Origin of the sequence: Paraburkholderia sp. MM5477-R1 (assembly GCF_050436385.1) — a bacterium.
GTDB classification, from domain to species: Bacteria; Pseudomonadota; Gammaproteobacteria; order Burkholderiales; family Burkholderiaceae; genus Paraburkholderia; species Paraburkholderia tuberum.
The window spans coordinates 1,652,869-1,679,395 of record NZ_JBNDMC010000007.1 but is presented as its reverse complement, the minus strand read 5'-3'; the positions used below and the strand labels follow the sequence as shown (position 1 = coordinate 1,679,395).

General features: G+C 59.7%; 23 protein-coding genes and 2 pseudogenes. 10 read left to right on the top strand and 15 right to left on the bottom strand.

All coding sequences use genetic code 11. The annotated features are described in order from the left end of the window. Positions 1-3: 3 nt before the first annotated feature. Genes OKW35_RS36590 through OKW35_RS36580 form a run of 3 tightly spaced genes read right to left on the bottom strand, consistent with a single transcriptional unit; the run spans position 4 to position 3,487 of the window. Positions 4-1,164 carry a M24 family metallopeptidase gene (locus OKW35_RS36590; RefSeq protein WP_429554607.1) on the bottom strand — a complete coding sequence of 387 codons (1,161 nt, stop codon included), beginning with the start codon at positions 1,162-1,164 and terminating at the stop codon, positions 4-6. Positions 1,165-1,198: 34 nt separating this feature from the next. Beyond that, on the bottom strand, positions 1,199-2,728 hold the full coding sequence (locus OKW35_RS36585) for an amino acid ABC transporter permease/ATP-binding protein (RefSeq protein WP_429554606.1): 1,530 nt from the start codon (positions 2,726-2,728) through the stop codon (positions 1,199-1,201). A gap of 45 nt (positions 2,729-2,773) precedes the next feature. After that, positions 2,774-3,487 (bottom strand): transporter substrate-binding domain-containing protein, encoded by a 714-nt coding sequence (locus OKW35_RS36580; RefSeq protein WP_429554605.1) that lies wholly within the window; start codon positions 3,485-3,487, stop codon positions 2,774-2,776. On the opposite strand from OKW35_RS36580, the gene OKW35_RS36575 reads away from it, so the two are divergent. The 4 genes and pseudogenes from OKW35_RS36575 to OKW35_RS36560 all read left to right on the top strand — a co-directional run bounded on the left by OKW35_RS36575 (position 3,486) and on the right by OKW35_RS36560 (position 5,987). Next, positions 3,486-3,746 carry a hypothetical protein gene (locus tag OKW35_RS36575; RefSeq protein ID WP_429554604.1) on the top strand — a complete coding sequence of 87 codons (261 nt, stop codon included), beginning with the start codon at positions 3,486-3,488 and terminating at the stop codon, positions 3,744-3,746. The two genes, OKW35_RS36580 and OKW35_RS36575, sit on opposite strands and share 2 nt — an antisense overlap. A gap of 39 nt (positions 3,747-3,785) precedes the next feature. Then, complete coding sequence (locus OKW35_RS36570) at positions 3,786-4,268, top strand: Lrp/AsnC family transcriptional regulator (RefSeq protein WP_121325548.1); 483 nt, start codon at positions 3,786-3,788, stop codon at positions 4,266-4,268. 260 nt (positions 4,269-4,528) lie between these two features. Then, positions 4,529-5,256, top strand: a pseudogene (locus tag OKW35_RS36565) (IS6 family transposase). 356 nt (positions 5,257-5,612) lie between these two features. Beyond that, the gene (locus OKW35_RS36560; RefSeq protein WP_429554603.1) at positions 5,613-5,987 is read left to right on the top strand and encodes a hypothetical protein; all 375 of its coding nucleotides are present in this window, start codon (positions 5,613-5,615) and stop codon (positions 5,985-5,987) included. A gap of 84 nt (positions 5,988-6,071) precedes the next feature. On the opposite strand, the gene OKW35_RS36555 is transcribed toward OKW35_RS36560, so the two are convergent. After that, positions 6,072-7,583: a CoA-acylating methylmalonate-semialdehyde dehydrogenase gene (locus OKW35_RS36555; RefSeq protein ID WP_429554602.1), complete on the bottom strand. Its 1,512-nt coding sequence runs from the start codon at positions 7,581-7,583 to the stop codon at positions 6,072-6,074. A gap of 107 nt (positions 7,584-7,690) precedes the next feature. Here OKW35_RS36555 and OKW35_RS36550 point away from each other — a divergent pair, with 107 nt between their 5' ends. Next, complete coding sequence (locus tag OKW35_RS36550) at positions 7,691-8,635, top strand: LysR family transcriptional regulator (RefSeq protein WP_429554601.1); 945 nt, start codon at positions 7,691-7,693, stop codon at positions 8,633-8,635. A 303-nt stretch (positions 8,636-8,938) separates the two neighbouring features. Continuing rightward, positions 8,939-9,301: a hypothetical protein gene (locus tag OKW35_RS36545; RefSeq protein WP_429554600.1), complete on the top strand. Its 363-nt coding sequence runs from the start codon at positions 8,939-8,941 to the stop codon at positions 9,299-9,301. A 305-nt stretch (positions 9,302-9,606) separates the two neighbouring features. On the opposite strand, the gene OKW35_RS36540 is transcribed toward OKW35_RS36545, so the two are convergent. Then, complete coding sequence (locus OKW35_RS36540) at positions 9,607-9,885, bottom strand: HU family DNA-binding protein (protein ID WP_429554599.1); 279 nt, start codon at positions 9,883-9,885, stop codon at positions 9,607-9,609. A gap of 405 nt (positions 9,886-10,290) precedes the next feature. Here OKW35_RS36540 and OKW35_RS36535 point away from each other — a divergent pair, with 405 nt between their 5' ends. Beyond that, positions 10,291-11,244, top strand: coding sequence for a DNA-binding protein (locus tag OKW35_RS36535; RefSeq protein ID WP_429554598.1), 954 nt, complete (start codon positions 10,291-10,293; stop codon positions 11,242-11,244). Beyond that, a complete protein-coding gene (locus OKW35_RS36530; protein WP_429554597.1) occupies positions 11,241-12,734 on the top strand; it encodes a tyrosine-type recombinase/integrase in 1,494 nt (497 codons plus the stop codon). The genes OKW35_RS36535 and OKW35_RS36530 overlap by 4 nt, the downstream gene beginning before the upstream one ends. A 193-nt stretch (positions 12,735-12,927) precedes the next feature. On the opposite strand, the gene OKW35_RS36525 is transcribed toward OKW35_RS36530, so the two are convergent. The 7 genes and pseudogenes from OKW35_RS36525 to OKW35_RS36495 form a co-directional block, all read right to left on the bottom strand. Next, entirely contained in the window at positions 12,928-13,488 is a 561-nt protein-coding gene (locus tag OKW35_RS36525) for a hypothetical protein (RefSeq protein WP_429554596.1), read from the bottom strand. Between the two features lie 1,029 nt (positions 13,489-14,517). After that, positions 14,518-15,540 (bottom strand): annotated as a pseudogene (locus tag OKW35_RS36520) (IS30 family transposase). 158 nt (positions 15,541-15,698) lie between these two features. Continuing rightward, positions 15,699-16,754: an ATP-binding protein gene (locus OKW35_RS36515; protein WP_429554595.1), complete on the bottom strand. Its 1,056-nt coding sequence runs from the start codon at positions 16,752-16,754 to the stop codon at positions 15,699-15,701. Positions 16,755-16,765: 11 nt separating this feature from the next. Further along, positions 16,766-17,734: a hypothetical protein gene (locus OKW35_RS36510; protein WP_429554594.1), complete on the bottom strand. Its 969-nt coding sequence runs from the start codon at positions 17,732-17,734 to the stop codon at positions 16,766-16,768. Between the two features lie 179 nt (positions 17,735-17,913). Beyond that, on the bottom strand, positions 17,914-19,179 hold the full coding sequence (locus OKW35_RS36505; RefSeq protein ID WP_090812446.1) for an IS256 family transposase: 1,266 nt from the start codon (positions 19,177-19,179) through the stop codon (positions 17,914-17,916). 70 nt (positions 19,180-19,249) lie between these two features. After that, entirely contained in the window at positions 19,250-20,179 is a 930-nt protein-coding gene (locus OKW35_RS36500) for a hypothetical protein (protein WP_429554593.1), read from the bottom strand. Further along, on the bottom strand, positions 20,176-20,808 hold the full coding sequence (locus OKW35_RS36495; protein WP_429554592.1) for a hypothetical protein: 633 nt from the start codon (positions 20,806-20,808) through the stop codon (positions 20,176-20,178). Before OKW35_RS36495 ends, OKW35_RS36500 begins: the two co-directional genes overlap by 4 nt. A gap of 139 nt (positions 20,809-20,947) precedes the next feature. On the opposite strand from OKW35_RS36495, the gene OKW35_RS36490 reads away from it, so the two are divergent. Next, positions 20,948-21,463, top strand: a complete 516-nt coding sequence (locus tag OKW35_RS36490) for a FadR/GntR family transcriptional regulator (protein WP_429554591.1) — start codon at positions 20,948-20,950, stop codon at positions 21,461-21,463. A gap of 353 nt (positions 21,464-21,816) precedes the next feature. Here OKW35_RS36490 and OKW35_RS36485 read toward each other — a convergent pair whose 3' ends face one another. After that, positions 21,817-23,202 carry an MFS transporter gene (locus OKW35_RS36485; RefSeq protein WP_090812492.1) on the bottom strand — a complete coding sequence of 462 codons (1,386 nt, stop codon included), beginning with the start codon at positions 23,200-23,202 and terminating at the stop codon, positions 21,817-21,819. Positions 23,203-23,291: 89 nt separating this feature from the next. Next, the gene (locus OKW35_RS36480) at positions 23,292-24,458 is read right to left on the bottom strand and encodes a M24 family metallopeptidase (protein ID WP_429355553.1); all 1,167 of its coding nucleotides are present in this window, start codon (positions 24,456-24,458) and stop codon (positions 23,292-23,294) included. A 175-nt stretch (positions 24,459-24,633) separates the two neighbouring features. On the opposite strand from OKW35_RS36480, the gene OKW35_RS36475 reads away from it, so the two are divergent. Then, positions 24,634-25,629 (top strand): LysR substrate-binding domain-containing protein, encoded by a 996-nt coding sequence (locus tag OKW35_RS36475; protein ID WP_429554590.1) that lies wholly within the window; start codon positions 24,634-24,636, stop codon positions 25,627-25,629. A gap of 16 nt (positions 25,630-25,645) precedes the next feature. On the opposite strand, the gene iolB is transcribed toward OKW35_RS36475, so the two are convergent. Next, the gene (iolB, locus tag OKW35_RS36470; RefSeq protein WP_429355554.1) at positions 25,646-26,476 is read right to left on the bottom strand and encodes a 5-deoxy-glucuronate isomerase; all 831 of its coding nucleotides are present in this window, start codon (positions 26,474-26,476) and stop codon (positions 25,646-25,648) included. Positions 26,477-26,527: the final 51 nt, after the last annotated feature.

The window sequence follows — 26,527 nt, the reverse complement described above, 5'->3', positions numbered from 1 at the left end:
TGCTCAATTGATGGCCCACATCTCTCGCGGGGCCCGAACGGTCAGGACGTCGGCAAAACCGTCCTCTGTAATGGTGATGTTCTCTTCATGGACAATCATCTTTCCTGGCTCGTACTCCATACCAGGCTCGATGGTGATGACCATGCCAGGCTCCAACACTGCCTCGTCCGCGGCACTGTTTGACGGAGGCTCGGTGACCTGAAGGCCAAGTCCGTGACCGAGCCGTCCGACGTTGTTGCCGCGCATACCAGCCCCTTCGAGAACTTCCATCATCGCCTTCCAAAGATCCCGGACCTTTGTGCCGGCTCTCGCGGTGTTGATCCCAACTTCAGTTGCGACCCAGACTGCATCGTGAACTCGACGAGCATCGTCCGAGATTTTTCCGACGGCGTAGTTGCGATCGAAATCGCAAAAATATCCATCGATGGTCGCGCCGACGTCGATAATCAGCACATCGCCGTCCCTCAACTCACGCCGGCTTCCGCGTGCGATGATCTGATCGTATCCGCCGGGCCCCGATGCACACGCCACGTACGGCACCGTGTCGGCACCACGCAAGAGAATATCCACCGTCAGATCCCGAGATGCCTGCGCTTCAGTCACCCCCAGCTTCGCAAATTCCGGGACCGATGCGAAGGAGCGGCTGACGATCTGACCGGCCTGACGGATTTTCTCGATTTCGGCACGTGACTTAATGTTGCGCACTTCCCAAATGCAAGGCGACCCGTCAACCGCCTCAGACGTCAACAAGTCGCGCAGCCGCAGAAAGTCGAGTACCGGCATACGCAAGGCGAACTCACGACCCAGCTCGAATCCAACCTGTCCGAACCGGCGGGGCAGATCGTTCACGACGGACGCGAGAAGCGACACGCCCTCGTCTTCGGGCCGAGGCGAGGGCCACGTCCTCACGCTGCCCGCTACACACTGCTTCACGACAACTTCAGCAATGGCCGGGACAATCGCGATGGTCGGGCCGCTGGCTGGAATCACGAGAAACCAGGGACGGGTGGGGCTTTCCCAGAACTGACTGTCCAGACCTGTGAAGTAACGAAAATTCGCAGGCGTCGTTAGCACGAGCGCATCCAGTTCCGCTTTGCGCATAGACGCCTGCGTTCGTTCTAAGCGAGCATCAAACTCGCTTACCGGGAATGGCAAAGAGGTCATCGTTTTGTTCCTGTCGAAGCTGAGAGGTCCGTTATCAAGCCGTTGCCGTGACGTGCTCGTGCTCTTCCCGGCATCCCTTCAAGAAGCGGGCCACGCGGGAATCACGCGGCATGGCCTGGTACTGCGCGGGCGTCATGTCGTGGGCGACGACGCCACCCTCCATGAAGAGAATTCGATCGGACACTTTCATTGCGAAGTCGATTTCGTGCGTGACGATGATCATCGTCATGCCTTCCCGAGCAAGGTCTTCGATGACACGCAAGACTTCACCAACCAGTTCGGGATCAAGCGCCGACGTCGGCTCGTCGAACAGCACGATGGACGGCTCCATGGCCAGCGCGCGCGCAATGGCAACTCGTTGCTGTTGGCCTCCGGAGAGTTGGTGCGGATACTTGTACGCATGCGCCCCCATGCCCACCTTGTTGAGCAACTTCAGACCGTGGCGCTCCAGCATCTCGCCCTTGAGTCGGGAATGATATTGCGGGGCTAGGGTAACGTTCTCCAGGACGGTCCGGTGAGGAAAGAGATTAAAGCTCTGGAACACCATGCCGATGTGCAGAATGCCTTCGTGATAAGCGGCACGCGACTGATGGGAGCTTTTGTGATTCGAGAGGAACGGCCTGGTGTTGAGTCTTACTTCACCATCGTCGATCAATTCGAGTCCGTTCAGCGTTCGAATCAGCGACGTTTTGCCCGATCCGGACGGCCCGATGACAGAGATTACCTCGCCCGTCATCACCTTCAGATTGATCCCTTTCAGTACATGGTGGCTGCCGTAATGTTTACGGATATTCGCTGCCTCGATAGCGGTCGTTGGCTTGCAATCGGGCACAACAATCGGGACTACCTTTTCCGCGACGGCCGCGTCTCCGGTATGAACGTCTCCGCTTCGGCGCGTGAAATCGAGGTGTTTCTCGACATAACTTAGGAGATACCCGAAGACCGTTACGATGAGGACGTAATAGACCGCCACAGCGAGCATCGTTTCCAGAACTTTGAAGTTCTGGGTATACAAGCGCTGGCCGACGAGCAAGATTTCCTGAAGCGAAATAACAGACACCAGCGACGTCAGCTTGACCATGCTGATGTACTCGTTGATGAGGGCCGGAAGGGCGACACGGAACGCCTGCGGCAGAACGACGAGCCGTTGGAGACCGATGTAGCCAATCCCGAGTGCTTTTCCAGCCTCAAGCTGACCCTTATGAACGCCGGCAAGACCGCCCCGGTGGATTTCCGCTACGTATGCGGTCTCGCTGAGTGACATGGCTATCAGCCCGGCCCAAAACGCATTGGAGAGAAACGAGCCCGTCCATGGAAAAATCTGCGGAAGGTTGTAGACAAAAATCAGCAGCACGAGCAAAGGCAGGCTGCGGAAAAACCAGACGTAGCTGCGACACGCCCATGAGAGCGGCCGCCACGTGGACTGCTTTCCGAGAGCGAGCAGGAAGCCTGCCACAATGCTGATGAGCCATGCGGCCAGACTCAGTTTGATGACCAACCATACGGCGTTCCAAAAGTCTGCGAGGGTCAACAGCGAGAGAGCGTAGTGCCAGTCGAAAATCATGGGGTGTCTCCTACAAAGTCAGCCGATTGCTGTTAAGGAACCTTATTACTGTGCGGTTCCCATCGCCTTGGCGATTTCGGCCTCGGTCGGTGCAGCAACGTTGTATTTCTTCAGAAGCGCCTGATATTCGCCCTTTGCCTTCATCTGAGCGATTGCAGATTCGATTTGAGACTTGAGTTCTGTGTTGCCTTTCTTCATCGCGAGTCCACATACGACGGGATCGAGCGGACCGTTCGACGTGATCTTTAAACGGCCGCCGGACTTGTCGACGATGAGGCCCGCGATCGACACGTCTTCGTACTGTGCGTCGATGCCTTGCGAAAGGATGGCTTGAGCCGTCTCAGCGGATGTGTCGTACTCGCGCACCTGAACGGCCGGTTTGCCTTGAGCAACGCAAGCCTTATCTGACGCGGCATTGATGTATTTGATCCATGCTGCGCCCTTGATCGAGCCGATTCGCTTTCCGCACAGATCGCCAACGGTCTTGGGGTTCAGCCCACCCGTTGAGCTAACCATGATGGAACCGCCGGTCATAAAGTACGGCACGAAGTCGACGACCTTGGTGCGCTCCGGCGTGACGTACAGGGCCGATGCAACGATGTCGTAACGCCCGCCCGTAACGCCCAGAATCAGATTCGCAAATCGCGTGTCGACAAACTTCGTCGTGTCGTTCATGTAAGAGGCGACCTTGCCGACAAACTCCGGATCAAAGCCGGCCGGTTTGCCGTGATCGAGATAGGTGTGAGGCGGCAGCGTCATGTCGCTGCCTACCGACAGCACGCCGGGAGTCAGCGTAGCCGCGGCGTTCGCGGCGCCGCATGCCAAGGCAGACGCTGCGGCAAATGCAGCCAGTTTCAGTAAGCCTGCGGACGAACGATTCTTCATGCTGGACTCCATGTGTGTCGCGTGGAAAAGCAAGCGCTGCCGGTACACGATGAGCTGGAGCGAGGATTCGTCTTCAGCCAACCGGTGTGATATAACGCTTGATGAAGAAAGTTTATTTCGCCGTCGAATTTAAAAGTTATCTATTTTTGCCAGTTAAACGAGAAAATTTCTCATGCCTACCCGCCGATCTAGCTTAGAACTGGACGACTTTGATCTAAAGATTCTGGAGATTGTGCAGCGCAACAACCAGACTCCGCACCGAGAAATAGGCCAGCAGATCAATCTCTCAGTGCCGTCCGTCGCGCGGCGTCTGCAACGCTTGCGGGGTACGGGGGTGATCGCATCGGATCGCAGTGTCTTAAACCCCGACGCTTTGGGGACACGGATCACGGTCATCGCACACGTGTCCGCCGAGAATGAAGCCATCGAGTTGTTAGACGAGATGCGAGCCCGATTCGAAGCGTGCGAACAGGTCCAACAGTGCTACTACGTCACCGGCGACGTCGACTTCATCTTGATTCTTTGCTGTCGCGATATGGCTGAGTACACGGCTTTGACTCGCTCGTTGTTCTTCGCTGAAGGAAACGTCAAGAGCTTCCGTACTTTCGTTGCGATGGAGCGCGTCAAGATAACCCTCAATGTTCCCGTCGTGTAGGCGTCGCGGTTGAGCGAGCCAATAAGTCCAGCCATTCGTCCTGCCGTCTGTCACCTACGTGGCAGCCCCGGCTTTACGCTAGTTGGACACGAGATACTCAACTTCTGGTCTGTGAGGTAAGGCCTGTACGCGCATCGATGAATCTAGCGGCCGCACGCGAAAAACTGGCAGACTGAGAGTCACTGCCTCACGAGCATGGCGTGACGTGCTGGCGTGGCATTTGATAATCATATAGCCGCCGGGTTGGGTAAGATGTTGCGATGAAAAAGACGAGATCGCTCTATCAGGGCCACCGTTTTCCCGCCGTCGTCATCAGCTGCGCGGTTCGCTGGTATTTCAGGTTCAGCCTGAGCCTGCGCGACATCGAGCAACTGCTGTTCGAACGGGGCATCGTCGTGACCTACGAGACGATCTGCTGCTGGTGCGAGAAATTCGGCGCGGTGTTTGCCCGTCAGGCCAGGGCCGCCCGACCCAAGCCCGGCAGCACCTGGCATCTGGATGAGATGTTCGTGACGCTGCGTGGCGAGCCCTATCTGTTGTGGCGTGCGGTCGACGAGCATGGTGCCGAGCTTGACGTGCTGGTTCAGAAGCGGCGCGACAAGGCGGTGGCCAAGAGCTTCTTCAGGCGGGTGCTGCGTTCAAACCCGATGCCGTGCAAGATCGTGACCGACCAGTTGCGCAGCTATCCTGCCGCGAAGGCGGAGATCCCGGAGCTCGCTCACGTCAGGCATGTATTCGTCAAGGCGGCAGCGCGTTAACAACCGCGCAGAGAATCGCCACCAGCCCACCCGCCGACGAGAACGCCAGATGGGGGGTTCGCGACCCCCAACACACGCAGGCATTTCTTTCCAGCTTCGGACCGATCCGCCAGCACTTCGCGTTGCCCAGACACCGGATGAATGCCTCGTGTCATCGTATCGAAGTCAAGGCGCGCCTGGCGGCATGGCAACGCTGGAGTGTGGACGAAGCCTGCATCAATACCAAGTGATTAGGATACCAATGCACTTTCACTCCGATTCAGCCGGTATCCGCCAACCTGACAATGCCCTCTGACGGCATCAAAGTCCAGTACGGGACCGGTCCCTGACCCTGCAGGTGATCTAGGACGAGATTCGCGACGCAAACGGCCGCTTCGGCAAGCGTCTACACGGCATCTCGATCGATTTCGGCCGGCGGGCCCCTACCGCGCTTGGCGCGCTGAAGTTCGATGCAGGCTACCAGTATCCGGGCGCGCCGGAATCTTCTGACGCAGGCTATTGCGGTAGCGCAACGCCGACGGCGCGGCTTGGGGGCGTCTCGCTGCCCACTGCGGTCGATCCCGTCTGGCTCGGCATGACGGGGCAGGTGAATCCTGCGACGCTAACGGACGCGGTCTATCACGCGAACGCAAACCATGGCAACGGCAATGCGGCGATGGTCACGCTCGCCAGCACATACAGCCTGTCGAAGCAGACGCTCTTGTGCTCGGAAGTCGGCTATCTTCGCAACAACGCAATCTCGAATCGGGGCCTGAACGGCGGCCAGTATGGCGCGAGCACCATCGACGATCCTGCTTCGGGCGGCACGTCGAGCAGCGACCCGCGTTGCGGCCATAGCCAGTTCACTACGTTCGCAGGCAAAGCTGTCAGTCACGTTCTAACGTATCAGCCAGCCCTACCCGGTTCGGTGCGATACTCGTGGCCTCCGATCGCGCCGGGCACCACACATCGGCGGAAATGATCCAGCCGCCTCGAAACGGGCAAAAAAAGCGCCACGCAGTAACATCGCGCGGCGCGTGACTGACTAAAGCAACGCGCGTCGGCCTTACTTCGCTGTCGGCATCGCGAACTCAGCGCCCTTTTCGATGCTTTCCGGCCAGCGTTGCATGATGGATTTTTGCTTCGTATAGAACCGGACGCCTTCTTCACCGTACGCGTGCGTATCGCCGAACAGGCTGCGCTTCCAGCCGCCGAACCCATGCCAGGCCATCGGAACCGGAATTGGCACGTTGATGCCGACCATGCCTACCTCGATCCGACGGCCAAATTCGCGTGCGATATGACCGTCGCGCGTATAGCATGCGACGCCGTTGCCGAACTCATGCGCATTGATCAGATCGACGGCCTCAGTGAAATCGTTGACGCGAACGCACGCGAGAACCGGTCCGAAGATCTCTTCCTTGTAGATGCGCATGTCAGGCGTGACGTTGTCGAACAGCGTGCCGCCGGTGAAGAAGCCGTCCTCATGTCCCTCGACCTTGAGACCGCGACCGTCGACCACCAGCTTTGCGCCTTCGTCGACGCCCGTCGCGATGTAGCCCTCGATGCGCTCCAGTGCCTGACGTGTGACGATAGGGCCCATTTCGGCGTCGGGCTCCATGCCGTTCTTCACGACCAGGTTGCGTGCGCGTTCGGCCAGGCGCGGAATGATCTTGTCGGCGACGTCACCGACCAGAACCGCGACCGAAATCGCCATGCAGCGTTCTCCGGCTGACCCATATCCGGCGCCCACCAGCGCATCGACAGCCTGATCGAGGTCCGCATCGGGCATCACCACCATATGGTTTTTTGCACCGCCGAGTGCCTGTACGCGCTTGCCATTCCTTGCGCCGGTCTCGTAGATATATTTTGCGATCGGAGTGGAACCTACGAAACTCACAGCCTTGACGTCCGGATGGGCGAGCAGCGCATCGACGACGACCTTGTCGCCTTGAACCACATTGAAAATGCCATCGGGCAGTCCTGCTTCCTTCAGCAACTTCGCCATGAACAACGAAGCGGATGGGTCACGTTCGCTCGGCTTCAGGATGAAAGCGTTACCGGCGGCAATCGCAACCGGGAACATCCAGCACGGCACCATGCACGGGAAGTTGAACGGTGTAATGCCGGCTACAACGCCGAGAGCCTGACGAACCGTCCAGTTGTCCATTCCCGTCGAAACCTGTTCGGTATAGTCACCCTTGAGCAATTGCGGAATACCGCAGGAAAATTCGATCACGTCGATGCCGCGTGCCACCTCGCCCTGTGCGTCGGAAAACACTTTGCCGTGTTCGGCTGTGATGATCGCGGCCAGTTCGTTGCTATGCCTGTTCATCAGTTCGAGGAAACGCAGCATCACGCGGGCACGGCGGATCGGGGGCGTGTTGCTCCACTTTGGAAAGGCGGCCTTCGCACTTGCGACCGCCGTGCCGACATCGGCCACCTCGCCCAACAACAACTGACGCGGACGCTCGCCCGTCGCAGGATTGAAGATAGGCTGGGTTCGCTGCCCCGACCCACGGACTACTTCACCGTGAATGAAATGCGCCACATCGGTCGTATCGTTAAACGCTTGCATGTCGACTCCTCTAGTTTTGGTTTCGATGAAGCAGTGTATGAAGAACCATTGACCCTGCAAAGGCGCTAAGATTGAAATGACTGTTTTGAATAGTGAACAATACACTCATGGATATCGAAAAGGTCGAGGGCCTCTGGATGCATTTGCACTGGTTGACTGTGCTTGCGGAACAAGGAAGCTATACTGCCGCCGCGGCTCGCCTCGGGGTAAGCAAGGCGGCGATGAGCCAGCGCATCGCGGAGCTGGAACGCGTCGCGGGCGTTTCACTGGTACAGCGAACTACGCGTAGCGTGCGCTTCACCGAAGCCGGACAGCGGCTCGTTGAAAACATACGGGGAGAGTACGAACACATCGCGACCAGTTTCGCGACGGTCCGGGAAATGGCCGGCGTGGCACGCGGATTAATCCGGGTGACAGCGCCTGTGGCATTTGCCCGACAGCAACTAGTGCCGAAAGTGTCGGACTTTCTGCGGGCGAATCCTCAAGTCCGCCTGCAACTCGAAGTGTCCGACCGACTCAGTTCGATTGCCACTGAAGGATTCGATCTCGCAGTCAGGCATAGCGCACAGGTACCGGAAACACATGTCGCCTGGAAACTGTGCGAAACACGCTCTGTGATCGTTGCGACGCGGGCTTACGTCAAGCGGCGAGGCCTTCCAGAATCCCCCGCGGACCTGGCGTCTCACAGTTGCCTGTTTTACCCCCGTGCGCTAGGTGCAGGAATCTGGTCATTTGACCGCAGGACGGCACGCAAATCAGATGCCGGACCAGTCACGGTCACGGTAAACGGGCAGTTTTCAGCCAACAACAGCGAGGCTTTGCGAGACGCCGCGCTTGATGATATGGGCATCGCACTCCTCCCTGACTTTACCGCCGAGACGGCCATTCGAGCAGGCAAACTGGTCGTCCTTTTGCCGGATTGGCGCCCCGTTGGGGCCTTCGCCGAACAGCTCTATGTCGTCCGACCCTACGCGCCTCACGTGCCGCGTGCCGTCGCACTGTTCGTCAAGTATCTTCGTGAAACGTTTGCCGGGGGCTTTTCAGTCCAATAGCGGCGTCAACAACAACGGCAACGGCGTTCATTAATTCTCTGGAGGAGGCTAAAAATTGGCGGAGGACGGCCGCCTGCACCAACCTTTTCGAAACGCGCGTCGGTGGAGGTGACGAATGAATCTCCTGAGCTTCGCGCCGTACTTCGCTTTCCAGAGGACGCGGGTTATGCTGCCGTATCCTTTGCATGCCGGGCCTCGAGCCACTCTTACATAAGCTCGATTGGCGACGACAAAGCCGAGCGACGGACGAAGGCGACCGTACGTCGGCCGGCCGCTTGCGCTGCATGGTGGCACCATGCTTCCATGCTGTATCTCGCCGCCGGTCCCTCACGGATATACTGTGCGACCGTGCTCACTACTCGCAAACTGGATCCCCAAACAGATCCAAGGTCGTGCAATCTGCTGCGCTGGCATTGCATCGCTGCGGACCTGCGCAACTACTTCCGGCGGTACCCACTGGTCTTCCATCGCTTCGATGCCCCTGTCGATCAACTGCTTGAGAAAATGCGACTGGCTGCGGCCTGTGACTTCCGCCAACTGCGTCAATCGCTGTTCGATCGCCGCCTCCACGCGTACAGCGATGACGTGCGACCTGTTCTCTTGCTTTCTCCTAAACCTTTACTCCTGATGCATCTGTGCGCCGCAGCCTGGCGTCGGGCGGAGTAAGGAGAGTTACCGACACTATGTCGATGTGAACACCGGCACATCCCTCACAAAGGGGTCCGCAGAACAATCCGTGAAGATGTACTCCCCTCAAAATAACGAGCGCCCAATAGCACTCTTAATATAAGTTTTCTTCTGTTTACGGCGGCATTTCGTTGCATAAGTTGGGCAATACAACACGAGGCGGCTGATGACGCGGCCGCGCCAGTCCGGCCCTGATCAGTCATTGATGCAGAGCCCCGCGGCGACGAGCTATCCGTCACCGCCGTCTGCCGCGCGAACAGATCATGGCCCGCTGTAGCCCGCTGTCAGGCGCCGTTCACGGCATCCTTGAACGCCTTGCCCGCCGTTGACTTGACCGTCTTCGCCGCAGCGATCTGGATCTCGGCACCGGTCGCCGGGTTACGGCCGACCCGCGCTGCGCGCGCGCCCGTTGAAAACGAGCCAAACCTGATCAGCTGCACGGTGTCGCCCTGGATGACCGCCGTCGTGATGGTGCCGATCAGCGCATCGAGGGTTTCGGCGGCCAACGCCCTGCTGGTACCGGTCTGCGCGGCGACGGCGTCAACGAGTTCCTGCTTGTTCATCTGGATTCCCCGTTAAGGTGATAGGAAGCCGCCCCCTACCCAATTCACAGGCCCGCGCGCAATGAGCGTTCAACGTCCGCAGTCGTGACCGATGCCCGGACAGGACAACCTCCAGTGCCAGGCCGTTGCGGGTTGCGGCATTGATACCAACCGCGTGGTCCGACTGGGACTTCCAACCGGCCGACGGAAAATACGCCCAGTTGCATCGCCTCTTGGCGCGCGGATTAGCCGCGATAAGGGCGTTTATCATGGCGGGCACGTTTTTAACTGCGACAAATGCGGTTTTCTTGCGTTAGCGCTGTGCGTAATCCACACTGGAAATCCCGCCCTGCGCCCCGTGCCGCGGATTCCGCCCGTCGCCCCTGGCGCGCTGCACTGCTGCAGTGCTGGTTTCCGGAGTCCGCCATGGCCCGCCCCGCCGCTGTCACCCCCGATGCGATCCGCACCACCGTGCTCGCGATGCTCGCCGAGGCGGGCGAGACCGCGCCTGCCTCCGACGCCCGTTTCCGCCGGATCGTATCAGTCCGCAAACTGCGCGCGCGCCTGGGCGCCGGTGACCCCGCCACGCTGTCGCGGCACCTGAACGCCATCGAGGCCGAACTCGTCCACGCAGGCCTCGCCGGCTTCGCCGTGCCGGACGTGCCGCCGGCGATCGCTGCGCAGATGCGTGCCCTGTGGGAAGCCGCAGTCGCGACGCAACTCGAGGGTATTGTCCAGCTGCGCCGCGAGACCGAAGCCAGGGTGGAAACCGCCACCGAGGCGCAGCGCAACGCCGGGCTGAAGGTCGAACTGCTGCGGGTCGAACTCACTGACGTGCGCAGCCAGCTCAGTGCGCGCGACGCGGAACTGGCCGTCGCCCGCGCCGCGTTCGAGGCGGCCGAGAAACGTGCCGCTGTTGTCGAGAACACCCTGGGACAGCTGCAGACGCAGCTGAAGAACGCTGAGACAGCGACGGCCGAGTCCGCCCGTCGGCATGCCAGCGGACTGGCGGCCGAACGGGCACGCTATGACGGCCTCTCGAAGCAGTTGCTGCGGGAAACGGCGCACCAGCGCGAGACGTTCCAGACCGAACGCGTGCGCCTCGAAGCGGAAATCGCTCGCGCGGCGGAGCGCCTCGCGGCCTTTGAATCGCTGCGGGATCGGCTGCTCACCGAACTGGCGGAGGAGCGAAATTCGCGGCAGCACGCCGCGGCGGAGGCGGCCGCGCTCGCCACCGTGGTGGAGCAGCAGCGGCAGACGCTGGCGCTCGTCGGCACCGCGACGGCAAAGAAGCAAACTGCCGGTGGCCGGCGGCCAGCGCGCAGCGCGACCCGAACGACAACGGCGGCCCCCAGCACGTCGCCGAGGAGAGCGCGATGATTCCCTCCGACTGGCTCGATACCGGCTGCCGTCCCCCACAGCGTCTGCCCGATTCCGTCGAGGCCGCGCTCGAGTACCTCGCGCACGCACTCGGCCACCCGCTATACCTCCGCTGGACCCTCACCGCACTCAAGCGTGGCTGCCCGTCGCTGGCCGACGCGAAGCGCGAGCACCCCGCCGTGTTCGCGCTGCTGCTCGGGCACGACACCGCCATCGAGTACTGGGAACGCGGGCGTCTCAAGGTCGTGCCGGAAGCCGCGGCGCCCTCCGCCGCTACCGTGCTCGAACGCGTCCTGCGGCAGCACCGCTGGCGCTTCCGCCCCGCAGCACCGGATAACACACCGGATGACGCACACGACGGTGTCTGCGTCGCACGCACTGGGCCTCACAGTGAGGACCTCGCGCCAGTGCCGGCCGGGGTCGAGCCGGCGTGGCTCGCGCGCGCCGGACGTTTTGTAAATCCGCTACGGCTCACCAACACGCTCGGTGTCGCCGATGACGCACAGGCAGCGAAACTGTTCCTGCGCGAGCGCGCGTCGCACTCCCCGCACACGCTGCGCGCCTACGTCTCCGAACTGCGGCGCCTCGCCGCCTGGTGCCGGCGCGAGGGGCTCGGTCCCTTCTCGGATCTCACCCGGCAGGACCTGATCGCGTACCGCGACGCGCTGCAGGCGCCCCGCGACGACGCAGCAGGCCACGTCACGCGGCCGGCGCCGGCGAGCGTGTCGCGCGCGCTCGCGGCCGTCTCGAGCCTGTTCGCGTGGTGGCACCGCACCGGCTATCTCACCGTCAATCCGGCCGAGGGACTGGCCGCCGGGCGCCGCGCGCGCCTGACCTGGACCCCGGTGCGGTTCCTGCCGGCCGCCGCGCTCACGCACTGCGATGCCGTCGCCGCCGGTGACGCGCCACCCGATTTGCCGGCGGTGCTCTGGATGAGGCGTCGCGCGATCTGGGCGCTGTACCGCTATGGCGGCGTGCGGCTCGCGGAACTGGTGTGGCATGAGGAACTGGCGCTGCCCCGGATCGATGTCGACGAGGCCCGGCAGTGGACGCTGCACGTCACCGGCAAGGGCGGCAAGGAGCGCGCAATTCCCCTGCCGTCGGCCTGCCTGCCGGCCCTGCGCACGTACCGGCGTTTGCGGGGGCTGCCCGCGGAGCCGCCGCCAGGCGAACGATTACCGCTGATCCACAGCGAGCGAGGTCGCGCGCTCGGCGTGAGTGGGCTTTATGACGAGGTGCGGGCCGTGTTTGCGCTGGCCGCTACGCACGTGCCGATGGGAGACAGCGCGATGCGCGCGGCACTGGAACGGGCCTCCACGCACTGGCTGCGCCATGGCTATGCCCGTACACTCGTGGTCGACCACCGCGTGCCGCTGCCGGTCGCGCAGGCGCTGCTAGGGCACGCGTCGGTGCAGACCACCGCCGCCTATGCGCGCACCGGGCAGAGCGAGGCGCGGGCGTTCGTCGAGGGGAGTTTTCCGACAACTTGACCCGAGACCCGCTGGCTCAAGATCTTCGCGGGCGATCAGTCTCATCTATAGGCAATAACCCGACCCACGGCTACGTCAAATCTCGCTGCACATAACGTGCTGACTAAAATTGATCGAATTCGCGTATTGGCATCACCGATATCGCCAACCTGGCGCAAAGGCTTGCATTGCTTTCCGGCCGAATCCATTGTGGCTAGACATACACGTAATGGTACGCGTTGCGGAATTGCGACTCATGATTGCGAGCGGCAAACAGCAAGCTTTCGTCCGTCACGTCCCCGCGCGCGCGAGCATACGCTGCGGGAGCCCGCGCCATCGGCATACCGCTGGATCGTCGCTTCGAACACCGTTCCAAGGCGATCGCTGAAAACTGCGCAGCAGAAGGAATCAGGCAAACCACCTCCTTATGCCCCTCGCTTCCGACAACAACGTGTGGAATGCGCTTTAGCACGGATCCTTCGGCTGATAATTCAATTTTGCATGCCGACACAGATGCGCAATGCTCTATTTGCGCCCAGATGCGGAGAAAATTCGCAAAGTTGAGGAGCTCATAATTGCCGCCGGGCGCCAGTGAGCCAACAGATTCAACGACGTCGAGCCGCGGACGGGAAACCCGTTTAACAAGGGGGTCAAAAATTGCAATTTGTCCCTCATGCGCCGCGCGCCAACTCAGAAAGGCAAGGCACACAGTGCATAGAGTAGAGCGGTCAAGCGATATCCTCTCGAAAGCGTCCATCGCCTGCAATTCAGTCAAGCATTCTGCATGCGGCAAAATGAATTGCCGAAAAATACACTTCCGGACCAATCTGTAGGCCCTGTGATATTCCGCTGCGTCCAGACACTGGGCTCCTTTTCGCACAGGAAATCGCAGAAAGGACCCGGCGGCAGACGTGGAGGGAGTGATGCCCCACCCTGGCGGCGGAAGGCAGACTCCTGCCGCCCAGTTGAGTCGCCACATCCAGTCACAGTCAAACGGCCGAACGGTATTCGCTAGCGGATCTAGCAGGGCCGATGCGTCGCCGGCTGCCCGTTGAATTGTCGTCCACCAATCGATCAAGCGTTGACAGTGAACGCGAATTTCGTTTTCTGTCTCGTCCGATATCCGATTTACATTCCGGACTGCGTCGAGGTCAACAACATAACCGCAATCTGGGCAATTCCATCGCGGCAAGTCTCTCCCGGGTCGCCAACCTCGACGTGTTGGCGACCTCCCGCAACGATCGCAGCCGTGTACCAATTCCTTCTCATGCCAAGGACAACGCGAAACAATCGGCAAGTTGAACAATGTGCAGTGATAGTTCACCGCCATGCAGTCAGGGCAATGGCGTACCGCGTACTGCCCACCCTCGGGTGCTGGAAAACCTAGACAGTCAATAAACGCCGTGCGAATTCGCGAGATGTCCACGTGCAGGCAAGACGCGATGCGTAGAACGTCCCAATCCGAGTGGGAAGTGAACAGCCGACGGGTCTGACCGTCTCGGTAAGAGACTAGACCCAGTTGGCTCAGTTCGTCAAAACCAACGGCATTAAGTAGCTGCACCTTTAACAGTAAGTTCCACGCAGATTCGAAAGGCGCGGGTCCTTTGTCACTCCAGGTTAGGCGCTCATTATGTGGCGTCCCTTGCGAAGTTCGCTCCATTATCCAAACCCGGCATAAAATCGAGCCTTCAAGCGCAGCCAGACATCTATCCCGTCAGCGACGCGCGGGGAAAACCGATCGGAGTCCAGAAATCCGGCGCACGGAGGCGGGCCAACACTTGTTGTCCCCTGGCGGTCTCAAGAATCAAGTGCAACGTTTAGCCAATCCAGCGGCGGCCAATTCCATCGCCATCGCCTCTTCAGGAGTTTTCCAGTTGAGGTTTGACGAGGACGGCCGTTCATCAATCTGGCAATGTCGTTCAGGTGCGTCTGCGTCACGCCTGACAGGTCCGCGCCCTTGGGCAGAAACTGACGCAACAGGCCGTTCGTGTTCTCATTGCTGCCCCGTTGCCAGGGAGCGTAGCGATCCGCAAACCAGATGTCCAGATTCAGCCGCCTGGCCAACTCGACATGACAGGTCATTTCCGATCCGCGATCGTACGTCAGACTCTCACGCAAAAAGGCCGGGAGCTTCTGCATTTGGCGCGTGAAGCCTTCCAGCGCGTCCTGAGCCGTGCAGCCGCCCATGCGGCACAGCACCACGAACCGCGTCTTGCGCTCGACCAGCGTGCCCACGCAAGAACGATTGAAAGCGCCTTTGATGAGATCGCCTTCCCAATGACCCGGCCACCGGGGCGTTTCGATCTGCCCAGGCCGATGGATGATGCGTAGTTCCTCCGGCACGAAACTCCAGCGGCGCGCCAGCGTCTTGCGCGTGTTGCCGCGCGCCGGCTTCTCCTGGCGCAGGGCTTCGATCATCGCCTGCTTCAAACCACCGCGAGGATGGGTATAAATCGCGGCGTAGATCGTTTCGTGACTGACACGTTCGTTGGGGCTGTCGGGATGCATCTGGCGAAGTCTGGCAGCAATTTGCTGCGGCGACCAGCGCCGATAAACCAGATCATGATGCACCTGCCAATACAGTGCACTTCCGGCCGCCAGCTTCGGTTGACGCCGGCTGCGCTCACGGCGCCGCGCGGTACGCTCGGGCCGCGCACGTCGCGTCATAACCGCGCGCCGATTCAGTGTGATTGCGCGCCAGCTCCCGCGTGATCATCGACGCACTGCGACCCAGCAATCTCGCAATCGCCCTGACACTCGTGTTCCTGGCCCTCTGGATCATGATGGCCGCGCGCTCTTCGGCGCTCAGATGCTTGTATTTCTTCATCGCAACACCCTATCTTATTCCAGGTGTTGCACTTGAAACTAGAGTCTAAGCCTTCATTAGACATCAATGATGCGTCTAGACGCTCGGTGTTTGTGGTAAGACGCTCGCGTAATGCTCCCACGCACAATAAATCTCGAGGTCGTCTGGAAAATTGGCGATCAGATATCCGCCGATGACAACGCATTGTCAATGTCCTCGGGGGAAAGGACCATCCCGGCCGAATCGAATCCCCTCTTTCCAATATAAATCCCATTTACAGTCAATGTTATAGACTCCATCGTAAAGCCCCAAGTCCTGCTTGGCGATGCGGTCACAAGAGCGTTCCAGATAGGGTTCGCGTATTGATGGAGCCTGAAACCTGCGCGGAATGCCTTCGGAAAGAAAAAATTGGTATAGCTACAGCCTGACCCTTCTGGCCACTCTGTTTGTTCGTCAAGACTCTGCAGCACAGCGGCGAGTGTTTCCTCGGAATTACAGCATAGAAAAGGTACAGGTTTTCGAAAAAAGCGAGCGATTATTTGGAACTCTTCACTTATCCGCAGGCTGGAAATCAAGTTCAGAACTGTTGATTGTCCAAACGAAATCGTCGTCATCTTGACGCCCTTCATCTCAAGCTTATTGTGAATTTGCAGTAGCTCCGTCAAGTCTAACTCGTTGCAAAGATTGACCTCGTCCAGAATAAGTACAAACTGGTCGCCACCCAGGTGCGACACATTGGTCAAAAGGTCAGAAATTACGGTCTGGAACAGGTCATCAGGCTTTGAACGGGCAGCGAGTATGTGGTCACTACCCTCCAAGATCAGCCGCGACATTAGTCCTTCGCGTGGGGTTTTGGAACGTCGACAACTAGCCATCGTAATATAGATCGATTCAAATTCTTCTCGTAGCAAATACATGACGCTTCTGGCGCAAGTTGTCTTCCCAACCCGCGGCTCGCCATAAAACACAATTCCGGTTCTGCGCGTCCAAACCCGGTCGCGCGATTCTTCGTGTGCGTGTACCACCATCGGTGTTGGTATCGTGTAGCGCCGCTTTACGACTGGGTGATCGGCCAGGCATTCGTCACGACGCTCAATTGACCACGAACGGACTACATCAGTTTCATCGCCTTTCGGGGCATTGCCAGATGCTGCCTGCTCCGTGCCAGGCAAATCGCTTTCTGAAGCCCTTTCTTCTGGTAATGAACGTGGCTTGTCGTCGGAAGGTATGGACATGTGGTACCTCTTTATCGGTTCGTAACCTTGTACCGTTTCTGCGATGGCGGGACCAGGCGGAGGTGCGACCTTTCAGTCGATTCAACCGCAGGATCTATCGGTACTCCATCAGAAGAAGCGCTGGCCAACGTCGGAGTCACATCGGCCTCTTTCGCAACTCGCGCAAGGTCCGTTGAATCTTTTAAGGAACCTTTCCCACCTTTGCTAGACTTCTCAACGTGCTTTGCCAAATGTAGTAGGTAAACCTGCACTGGATCAGCCGATTGACTTAAAACTAGGATCCGTCTGCTTACCAACTGAAATATCGCTTTGCGCGTTGCGAGGCTGTGCTTGGTCAGATTCCATCCACGCGTTGCGGTCAGGATTCCGAGTTCATATCCATTCGACGTGAATGCCTTGACCGTACGAAGATCTTCATCGTCAACGTAGATTGTCAATTCGGTATTGACAAGCTTTACACTTGTACTCAGAAGCGGACTGGTATAGAGCACATTTTCGAACTGAATATAGGGTTTCCGGCCGCTTTTGACGCCGCCTCGTACAGTGCAAAGCTCCCGCCTGAGCAGCAAACGGGCACGGGTTGATCCCGCGAACGGCAACTTTCGGAGCATCACTCTGGGCGAGGGGCCGTTCAGAAAATACTGTAGCGTCTCAAGCGGAGAATTGTAGAAATTGCCTTGCCCGGGCAATCCATTGTGTTCGGCAAACACAACGTCTAATAGTTGTTCTACATCATCGGCGCGAATTCGGTAATGCATGGCCGCCCCGGCTGCGTCGTCCGCACGCCCCGATTTCGGATCGGATCCTGTCGTAGATGGCAAACGAAGAAATATATCGTCAGTAATCCGTTTGAACGTCCGTTCGACGTTTGGGCGACGTTCAAAGTGGCCGGGCGGACCCCAATTGATCACAAACCCGATCTCTCTGCGAAGCGTGTCATGCACGAGCTTTGATAGATGCGCAAGAGCACCATCGAACATGGTAACCGTCCAAACGGCCCCATCGGCCTCGGGTATCACGCTGCTCGGGAAGCCACCCCGTGCAGGGTATTTCAGCCCTCCTATTGTTAGGTCCTTCGGTATCCAACGCTTACCTATCGCGTCACGAATCAAGAGCTAACGTCAAGAGTGGTGTATGAACATTTTGATGGCGGTCGATTTCAAGCGGCGAGTTTCTGCTGAACCGGTCGATCGTCTTGCACCGGTTCGCCGTCCTTGAAGGCCACACCCTCGAGCAACAGCTTGATCTTTTCCGGGCCGTTGATACGGCGCCAAGTTTTCTCGGCTTCCTCAATCAGCTTGAATGCCAGGCCGAGGAAGGTAGGTCGCGACACGCAGTTACGCGTACGTGTCGTACGGTGGCGCACCGTCGCGAACGTCGATTCAATCGCGTTGGTGGTACGCAGATGCTGCCAATGTTCGGCGGGGAACTCGTAGAAGGCCAGCAAGCTCTCTCGGTCCTTCTTCAGCGTCTCCGCCGCCTTCGGATATTTGGCCGCATAGATCGACACGAAACGATCGAACGCGGCATGGGCTTCGGCACGCGTCGCGGCCATCCAGATCGATTGCATGTCGGCCTTCGCGCGCGCCTGCTGCGACTTGGGCAGCGCGTTGAGCACGTTGCCCATCTTGTGAAACCAACAGCGCTGACCACGCGTTGTCGGAAACACTTCCTCCAGCGCCGCCCAGAAGCCCATCGCGCCGTCGCCGACCGCCAGCCGTGGACCCGCCTTCAGACCGCGCTTTTTCAGGTCGAGCAACAGTTCCAGCCACGATGCTTTCGTCTCGCGATACCCATCGCCGATCGCCACGCGCTCTTTGCTCCCATCCGGCCTCACGCCGATGATCACGAGCAAGCATTGACCGTCCGAGTTCTCGCTGCGCAGCCCGGTGTGAATGCCGTCCACCCACCAGTACACATAGTGTGATTCCGACAAGTCCCGCTTGCTCCAGGCCGCATGATCTTCAGCCCATTGCGCCTTCAGCCGACTCACCACGTTGGCCGACAAGCCCTTGGCGTCATCGCCCACGAGCACCTTTAACGCTTCGCCCATGTCGCCCGTCGAAATACCCTTCAGATACAGCCACGGCAGGGCTGCGCTTACGCGGGGCGACTTCCTCACGTACGGCGGCACGATCGTCGAGTTGAACTTCACGCCGAATCCTGATCGATCACGCACCTTCGGTACCTTCACCTGAATCGGCCCGGCCGCCGTCAACACATCGCGTTCCGGCAAGTAGCCGTTGCGGACCACCGCGCGCTGTCCATGCATGGTCTTGACGTTCGCGAACCGCTCCATCAGCTCTGCCAGCTCCGCTTCAATCGCTTGTTGAATCACTTGCCGTGCCCCTTGACGAACCAAATCGTCCAGCCCCAGGCCGGCGCCCAATAGACCGACAACTGCTTTTTCCGTATCCTTGCTCATGGTGGATGGTTTGTTGTTTGCTGGTTTCCGACTTCGACAATCAGATTCTCAGCTGAAACCTCCACCGCCTTCAACTTCCCGCCTCAACTCCCCCGTACACCAGATTCGACTTTAGCTCACGAATCAATCCGGCAACGTCGACAGCGGTCACTTCCGTTCTATAAATAACCCGATATGCGAGCACAGCGGTAGACAGTCGTTCGACTATAGCAATCAGCCAAAGTCTTTCTAGGACTGATTCGACCTCCGTCCCCATTGGAGTTTTGAACGCAACTGTGAAGAGCGCGTCGATATGATGCGCGTCAATCTCGACGGCATCATAGGGCTCTGAAAACGGAATTATGGGCGATACTCCCGAACCGGTCGCAAAATGCGCTTTCGCGTCCTTCTCACCACGCGCACTCACAGCCGCGGCGGCGTCATTTTCGAGCACGGCACGCATAAACAAATTAATGCTCTTCCTTCCGTTATATTTCGCCGAAAAAGGCCATTCATTCTCACCAACGCCTGCGCCCTTTAGGAACGCCGTGAATATCCGATGTAAGTCGGTTCCCTTGATTCTAAACTCTGGAATCGTCCCTTGCTCTTTCTCCTTACGAATCTGCCTGATCATCTTCTGCTCAAGGTCGGGGAACCGAGCAAGAATGCTTTGCAACGCGCAGGACATCCCACCCTGTTGATCTCTCCGTTTCGGAGCTATCGGATTTCTGCGGATATTGTTGTTCAATCGCGTGAACGGCAGCAGCCCCCGAAATCCCATAATCCTTCCGTCTTTGGCGGGCGAAAGGCAAAGCATCGTGATTCGTCTGGCCTGGTCTCTACCTATCCCGGTGACGTCTCGAATGTCTTTATATTTTCTCCCTGCAATCACCATTCGGACCGCGTTTTCCCTATTCTCGAGAAATTCCTGATCCTCCTTTGACAGCTTGGAATAGTCAAGTTTCGGCCATTCATCGGGTGGAAGTACATTCGCCCGGGCCGCCTTTTTCGACCATTTCATAATGCTGCCCTCCAAACCCACGGGGAGGAAAATGTGAAACCCGCCGTAGAAAGGTCCAGCGCGACGTGACCCAATACCGCCATACGGGAAATGATCCCAATGGCAATCTGGGAATCGAAATCCCGCATTGCTTGGACTACGTCACGAATGGTGCCACTGCCCAGCCCGCGCATGATTGTGATCGCAGTTTCACTGGCCCCCGTTTGCGCCTCATCGCGAATAGCGGCACTGTAAGACAGAACCTTCAGCCACCTCATAGCCTCTTCGGCACGCGCCGAAAGGTCGCCCTCTGTGAAGATGCGTACATTCTTTTTGTCGGACTCGTTGACCTCCAAGGGAAGACCGCTTCGGTCTTCAGCGGTCGCTCCGAGCAGGAGCTTATGGTACTCACGCCCACCCGCCGTCAGATCTGCTGCAGCGTCAAAATCCAGCTCCTCCGATCCGCCTGCTGGAGGATTATCGTCAGGTTCTAAGGCAAACGACCGGACGTCAGGGTTAGTTTCAAGAAAGAGGATCCAATGCACAAGATGGCGATCACTGCCCAAGATCCAATCGCGGTTCATTTTGAGGCTATAAACAAGCCATAAATTTCGATTGGCTCTGCCACGCGAACGATAGGCGAGCAGCACACGCGCTCGCTGCCGTGACGGCAAGGTGCGACTCTTAGGCATCGTACCTCCAAATGAAGCCCGGTTTTCCAGGATCCTATTCAGGAGAGAGGCAATCCGAGTGTAGGTCAGCCCGCAGAGATGCGCAAAATTTAGTTCCATGCGCAGAGATGCGCGAAATTTAGTTCCAGAAAATGGAACTGATTGGTGCGCATTTCAACCAGTGCCGACTGCGCTGTCGCTCTGGAACGCCCGCAGCACGAGGCGTCTCATATCGTGGAAAGTTGATTATTTAGTTCCACGCGCTCTGTTTGCACAATTTTGTTACCGACAGCTGGAAAGAGTCCGCGAAGCCTTGGCGAAGTACCAGCTTCTGGACGCGCAATCGTCGCCATTGGCACAGGCCCAGGCGGACCTCGAATTTCACGACACAATTCTGGTGGCAGCAGGCAGCCATATATTGACGACGATCACGCGACAGGTACTGGCGGTCACCATCACCCACCGGTCACGATACGCGTACACGCCTGAACAACTGAAGCAGGCGCAAACTCAGCACGAGTCAATATTCAATGCGATCAGCACTGGCGACTATGCGTTGGCCAAGTGGCTGATGGCCGAGCACGTGAACAAGTCTAGCGATCTGGCTGCTCAACATCTTTCGTCGTTCGCGTAGTCTTGTGCGACCCCACGGGGAACACCACGTTCTCCCGTGGCTCTGCGGTAGTCTCGCCCTGGGCGCTCCCTCATCTGCGCAGTACGCAGCGGGATGCATCCGACAGCAGCAATCCGGCTAACCCGAACTTTGGCCCCTCAGACAGCCGGAACCGGGGTGATCGCCCTTTTCCTGCAGTTTGATACGGTTAATCAGCGCGGGTTGCAGCTGATCCGCCTGGTCTCATTGCGGTCATCCGAGCCATCGTCGTACAGTTCGTATTCGTCAGCGCATCCCGTCTTGAACGCACGTACGCGCGGTGCGAAGGTGTAGCCATCGTAACGACGGAGCAATGCGATGGAGAACACCAGCGCTCAGCGCGACAAAGGACGCGGCGAATGCGCGCACGCATGCGCACCCAGCGCGGTGGCCGCTTCATCTTCCGGCTCCGCGGACAGATCCCGCTTGAAAGTCTCGGCGAGGAAAAACGCGCACACCAGGCTCAGCAACCCCGTCGCCGCGATATAGATCGAAATGGGCAGCGTCTGGCCATACGTGGCGAACAGATAAGTGGCGATCAATGGCGTCGGCCCTGACGTGATGATGCCGGCGATCTGATACGGCAGCGACGCACCCGTATAGCGCACCCGCGTACCGAACAGCTCCGCAAACCACGTCGATTGCACGCCGTACACGGACGCCTGGCTTAACGCGATACCGCAGACGTACGCCACGAGAATCAAGGTCGGATTGCGTGTCTCGAGCAACGGAAAGAACGCGAATCCGTAGATCGCCACGAACACCGCCCCGAACATGAAGACGGTCCGGCGTCCGATCAGATCCGACAGTTTGCCGAACAATGGCAGCGTGATCAGCGCGAAGGCGCAGCCGAGAATGATGGCGTTCAGCAGGAGTCCGCGCGGCAGGCCGAGCCGCGTCGTGCCATAGACCAGCACGAACACATTGATCACGTTGAAGGTGATGTCGACCGCGAAGCGCGTGCCGATCGTCAGCACGAGGTCTTTCGGATGCCGGCGCAGCAATTCGATCAGCGGCGCCTTGACGACCTGCTTGCTCGCCTTGATCTGTTCGAATACCGGCGATTCCATGACGCGCAGCCGGATAAACAGGCCGATCGCGATCAGCGCGACGCTCAGCAGGAACGGCAGGCGCCATCCCCAGGTATAGAACGCGTCCGACGGCAGACTCGACACGGCTTTGAACACCGCGGTCGAGAGCATCAGCCCGAGCGGCACGCCCAATTGCGGGAACGCGCCGAAGAAGCCACGCTTGCTGGCCGGCGCCGTTTCTACCACCATCAGCACCGCGCCGCCCCATTCGCCGCCCACGCCAAGCCCTTGCAGAAAGCGCATCGCCACCAGCAGGATCGGCGCCCAGACGCCGATCGAGGCGTAAGTCGGCAGCAGTCCGATCACGAAGGTGCCGACGCCCATGATCGTCAGCGTCGCGACGAGCGTCGCCTTGCGTCCGATGCGGTCGCCAAAGTGCCCGAAAAACACCGCGCCGAAAGGCCGTGCGAGATAGCCGACCGCAAAACTCCCGAACGCCGCAATGGTGCCGACCACCGGATCGAACGAGGGGAAGAACAGCCTGGCGAAGACCAGCGCCGAAGCGGTGGCATAGAGAAAAAAGTCGTACCACTCGATGGCGGTCCCGACCACCGAAGCGACCAGCACACGGTTGACGGCCGAGCGGCTGATAACCGGCGCGTTGCCGGATGAAACGGGCGATGTGTTCATGTCTCCTCCCTTCTCTGGGAATCTATGTTTTGAACTGCTGCGTGTCGGCGGCGCGGGTCCGCCGGCACGTTACGATAAATTCACTGTGCTCACCAGTGCAGTTCCATCGGGAACTGGTCAAGCGTTTCGACGCCGCCCGAGGTCAACCGCACGATACGTTCCGTGCGCAAACCGCCGACGTTCGGCACCGTAATGGTCGCCTTCAGGGTAAAGACCATGTTTTCCTGCAGCACGGTCCTGTTGCCCGGCCCGATCCACGGCGCTTCTTCTTCCGGGTCCATGCCGGTGCCGTGACCGGTGCCATGGCCGCGCGCTTCGCTCGAGTATTGCTCGTAGTTCGATTTCACCAGCGCCTGCTGGATCACCGCATTCAGTTCCATGGCCGCCATGCCGGGACGCGCGGCGGCAAGCCCCGCTTCGACCGCGCGCGCCGCTGCCGCGACGATCGCCATCTTCTCGGGATTCGCCGGACCGTAGGTAAAACCGCGTCCGCCATCGGCCACGTACCCACGATAACGCGCGCCGATGTCGGTCATGATCAGGTCGCCCGGTTGCAGGATGCGGTCGGTGGGGCGCGCCAGGTTATACGCCGAGCGCGGACCGGATTGCACCATCGAATCAAACGCGGTCCGGTCTGCTCCTCCCGCGAGCATCGCGCGGTCAGCGATCAGAGCGAGTTCACGCTCGGTGTAGGGACGGCGGTCGGCGAGCGCGTCGCGAATCGCTGCCATCGCCGAATCGGTCAAGGCGGCGGCTTTGCGCATCAGTGCGACTTCGGCGTCGCTCTTGATCGCCTTGATTTCGGCCAGCACCATCGTCGGTTCGAGCTTCAATTCGTTGAGACCGGCGTTCAGGCGCTGCAACAGGTCCGCGGGGATATAGGCGGCGCCGGCGAGGCCGACCGTGCCGCTGCGATGCCGCGCCGAAAATGCCTGCACCTGTTGCGTGACTTCACGCAGGCTGCGCACTTCGAAGGCGGTCACGCTCGTCGCGTAGTCGAAGCATTGATCCGACACGAACAGCACGGGGTCGCCGTCCACGGGCAGCAGCAGGATCGCGTTGGCAATGTCCGATACGCCGTCGAGCGGGCGGAATTCGGTAAAGTAGCCGATGTTCGCGCCACGCCAGCAATCGCCGAAGGCAAGCAGGCCGACCAGCCCCGCCTTGTCGAGTGCGCTGCGGACCTTGGCGACGCGGCCGAGGAACTCGTCGGTGGTGATGCCTTCCGGCGGGATGTCTGTGGTACGAGTGTTCATTACTTCTTCGTCTCCTGTGTGGCTGCAGGATGCAGCCCGCCTCAATGCCCATGAAGGGAATTCGCCCCGCCTTGGAATGCAGGCCGTCCTCTGCATAGTAGAATCGACCGATATGCTTTGATAATGAAAAATAACGCAAAACCTATATCGATACGGAATACATGGAGGCGACATCGTGACCTCGGCAATTCATCCGGACACCGGCGCAGGGGCCATCGCGACGAGCCGCTTCGACCCCACGCGTCTGAAGACACGTCAATTGGCCCTGATCATTCAGCTCGATACCCATCGCTCGGTATTGCGGGCGGCGAACGCCGCGCACATGACGCAGCCCGGGGCGACCAAGTTGCTGCGTGAACTGGAAGAGACGATGGGTGTGGAGCTGTTCGAACGGCATCCGCGCGGTGTCGAGCCCACCTGGTACGGCGAGGTGCTGATCCGCCATGCACGCAGCGTGCTGGCGGAGTTGCGGCACGCGTACGACGAAGTGTCAGCGCTCAAAGCCGGCCTGACCGGGCAGGCGATGATCGGCACCGAGGTCACGGCGGGCACCAACCTCGTGCCTCAAGCGGTGGCGCTGCTCAAGAAGCGCTTCCCGCAGATTCGCGTCAACATCGAGATGGAGTTCAGCGAGGTGCTGGTGCAGCGTCTGCAGGAAGGCAAGTTGGATATGATCGTCGCGCGAATCCGCAATCCGGACGACCTTGCGGAGCTGCACTATGCGCCGCTCGCAGAAGCACAGCACGCGCTGTTCGCACGCGTTGGCCATCCGCTCGTCAAGCGCAAGGCGCTGAGCTGGGACGAACTGGCGCCGCAAACGTGGATCTTGCCGCCAAAAGGCAACGTCATGCGCAATCAGTTCACGCAACTGTTTCTCGAACGGAAGCTCGCGTTGCCGACGGATGTGGTCGAGAGCTCGTCGCTGCCTGTCATCACGAGTCTGCTGCAAATGAGCGATATGATCGCGCCGCTTGCGCGCGAGCCGGTGCGGCCTTATTGCATTGCCGGTGCGCTCGAACCGCTACCGTTCGAACTCGATCTGAAGCTCGGACCGGCGGGCATCGTCACACGGCGCGGCGACAGGCTCTCGCCGGGCGCGCGGGCGATGCTGCAAGCGCTGCGCGAGGCCGCCGGATTCGACACCCAAGGCCCCGACGCCGACAGCGATTGACTTACCGCAACGGGACTCAGCGCGCGCCGTCCACCGCGACCCTTGCGCCGGGTTGTAGTAACCATTCATGAGCCGGCTCGTTATGTACGTGCCAGGCGCGGCGCGGGCCGGCCATCACGTTCAGGTAGTAGAGGTCATAGCCGTGCGCGGCGGCAACCGGGTGATAGCCGCGCGGCACCAGCACGACATGCTTGTCGTACGCCGCGAGCGTTTCGTCGAGACTGCGGTCGTCGGTATAGACGCGCTGAATCGCGAAGCCCTGCGGCGGCGAGACCCGGTGGTAATAGGTTTCCTCGAGATAGGTCTGCTGCTCGCCATTGTCGGTATCATGCCGATGCGGCGGGTAGCTCGACCAGTTGCCCGCCGGCGTCACCGATTCCACCACCAGCAAGCTCTCCGCCGGCTCGGTTTCCGGAAGGATGTGGCGCACGTGACGCAGATTGGCGCCAGCGCCACGGGTTTCCTGCCTGACCTCGTCAGGTGCAATGAAGCGCGGCGGCAGGCCACCCTTCGCGGGCGCGGAACAGATGCCGAGTTCGACGTCGTGCGTGGCCACGACCGTGTAGCGCGTATGCGGCGGCACATACATGGACCACGGCGCGCCATCGAACGGCGATATCCGTGCGCCGATCGCGCGGCTCGCGAGCCCTTCGCATCCGACTATTGCGCGCCCCCTGACAAGCACGACCACGACTTCGCGATCGCCCGTCTCCCGCGTAAGCCTGGCGCCGGCGTTCAGGTCGAAAACGTCGAAGCCGACGTATTTCCAGCCGGCGCTCGCCGGCGTGATATGGATGATCTGGCCGTCTTCGGCATGCTTTGACGGTCTGACGAGCAGGTCGCTCATGTCTTCCTCCCGTTATTTAGGGCTGCTACTCTGTCTGCAGAACGTGGCGGT

Coding starts and splice junctions, on each gene's coding strand:
- OKW35_RS36590 (WP_429554607.1), bottom strand. CDS start 1,164: ATGACCTCTTTGCCATTCCCGGTAAGCGAGTTTGATGCTCGCTTAGAA.
- OKW35_RS36500 (WP_429554593.1), bottom strand. CDS start 20,179: ATGAAATGGTCGAAAAAGGCGGCCCGGGCGAATGTACTTCCACCCGAT.
- OKW35_RS36535 (WP_429554598.1), top strand. CDS start 10,291: ATGGCCCGCCCCGCCGCTGTCACCCCCGATGCGATCCGCACCACCGTG.
- OKW35_RS36485 (WP_090812492.1), bottom strand. CDS start 23,202: ATGAACACATCGCCCGTTTCATCCGGCAACGCGCCGGTTATCAGCCGC.
- OKW35_RS36555 (WP_429554602.1), bottom strand. CDS start 7,583: ATGCAAGCGTTTAACGATACGACCGATGTGGCGCATTTCATTCACGGT.
- OKW35_RS36585 (WP_429554606.1), bottom strand. CDS start 2,728: ATGATTTTCGACTGGCACTACGCTCTCTCGCTGTTGACCCTCGCAGAC.
- OKW35_RS36530 (WP_429554597.1), top strand. CDS start 11,241: ATGATTCCCTCCGACTGGCTCGATACCGGCTGCCGTCCCCCACAGCGT.
- iolB (WP_429355554.1), bottom strand. CDS start 26,476: ATGAGCGACCTGCTCGTCAGACCGTCAAAGCATGCCGAAGACGGCCAG.
- OKW35_RS36550 (WP_429554601.1), top strand. CDS start 7,691: ATGGATATCGAAAAGGTCGAGGGCCTCTGGATGCATTTGCACTGGTTG.
- OKW35_RS36575 (WP_429554604.1), top strand. CDS start 3,486: ATGTCGCTGCCTACCGACAGCACGCCGGGAGTCAGCGTAGCCGCGGCG.
- OKW35_RS36505 (WP_090812446.1), bottom strand. CDS start 19,179: ATGAGCAAGGATACGGAAAAAGCAGTTGTCGGTCTATTGGGCGCCGGC.
- OKW35_RS36570 (WP_121325548.1), top strand. CDS start 3,786: ATGCCTACCCGCCGATCTAGCTTAGAACTGGACGACTTTGATCTAAAG.
- OKW35_RS36540 (WP_429554599.1), bottom strand. CDS start 9,885: ATGAACAAGCAGGAACTCGTTGACGCCGTCGCCGCGCAGACCGGTACC.
- OKW35_RS36480 (WP_429355553.1), bottom strand. CDS start 24,458: ATGAACACTCGTACCACAGACATCCCGCCGGAAGGCATCACCACCGAC.
- OKW35_RS36515 (WP_429554595.1), bottom strand. CDS start 16,754: ATGTCCATACCTTCCGACGACAAGCCACGTTCATTACCAGAAGAAAGG.
- OKW35_RS36580 (WP_429554605.1), bottom strand. CDS start 3,487: ATGACGCTGCCGCCTCACACCTATCTCGATCACGGCAAACCGGCCGGC.
- OKW35_RS36490 (WP_429554591.1), top strand. CDS start 20,948: ATGCGCAGAGATGCGCGAAATTTAGTTCCAGAAAATGGAACTGATTGG.
- OKW35_RS36510 (WP_429554594.1), bottom strand. CDS start 17,734: ATGTTCGATGGTGCTCTTGCGCATCTATCAAAGCTCGTGCATGACACG.
- OKW35_RS36545 (WP_429554600.1), top strand. CDS start 8,939: ATGCTGTATCTCGCCGCCGGTCCCTCACGGATATACTGTGCGACCGTG.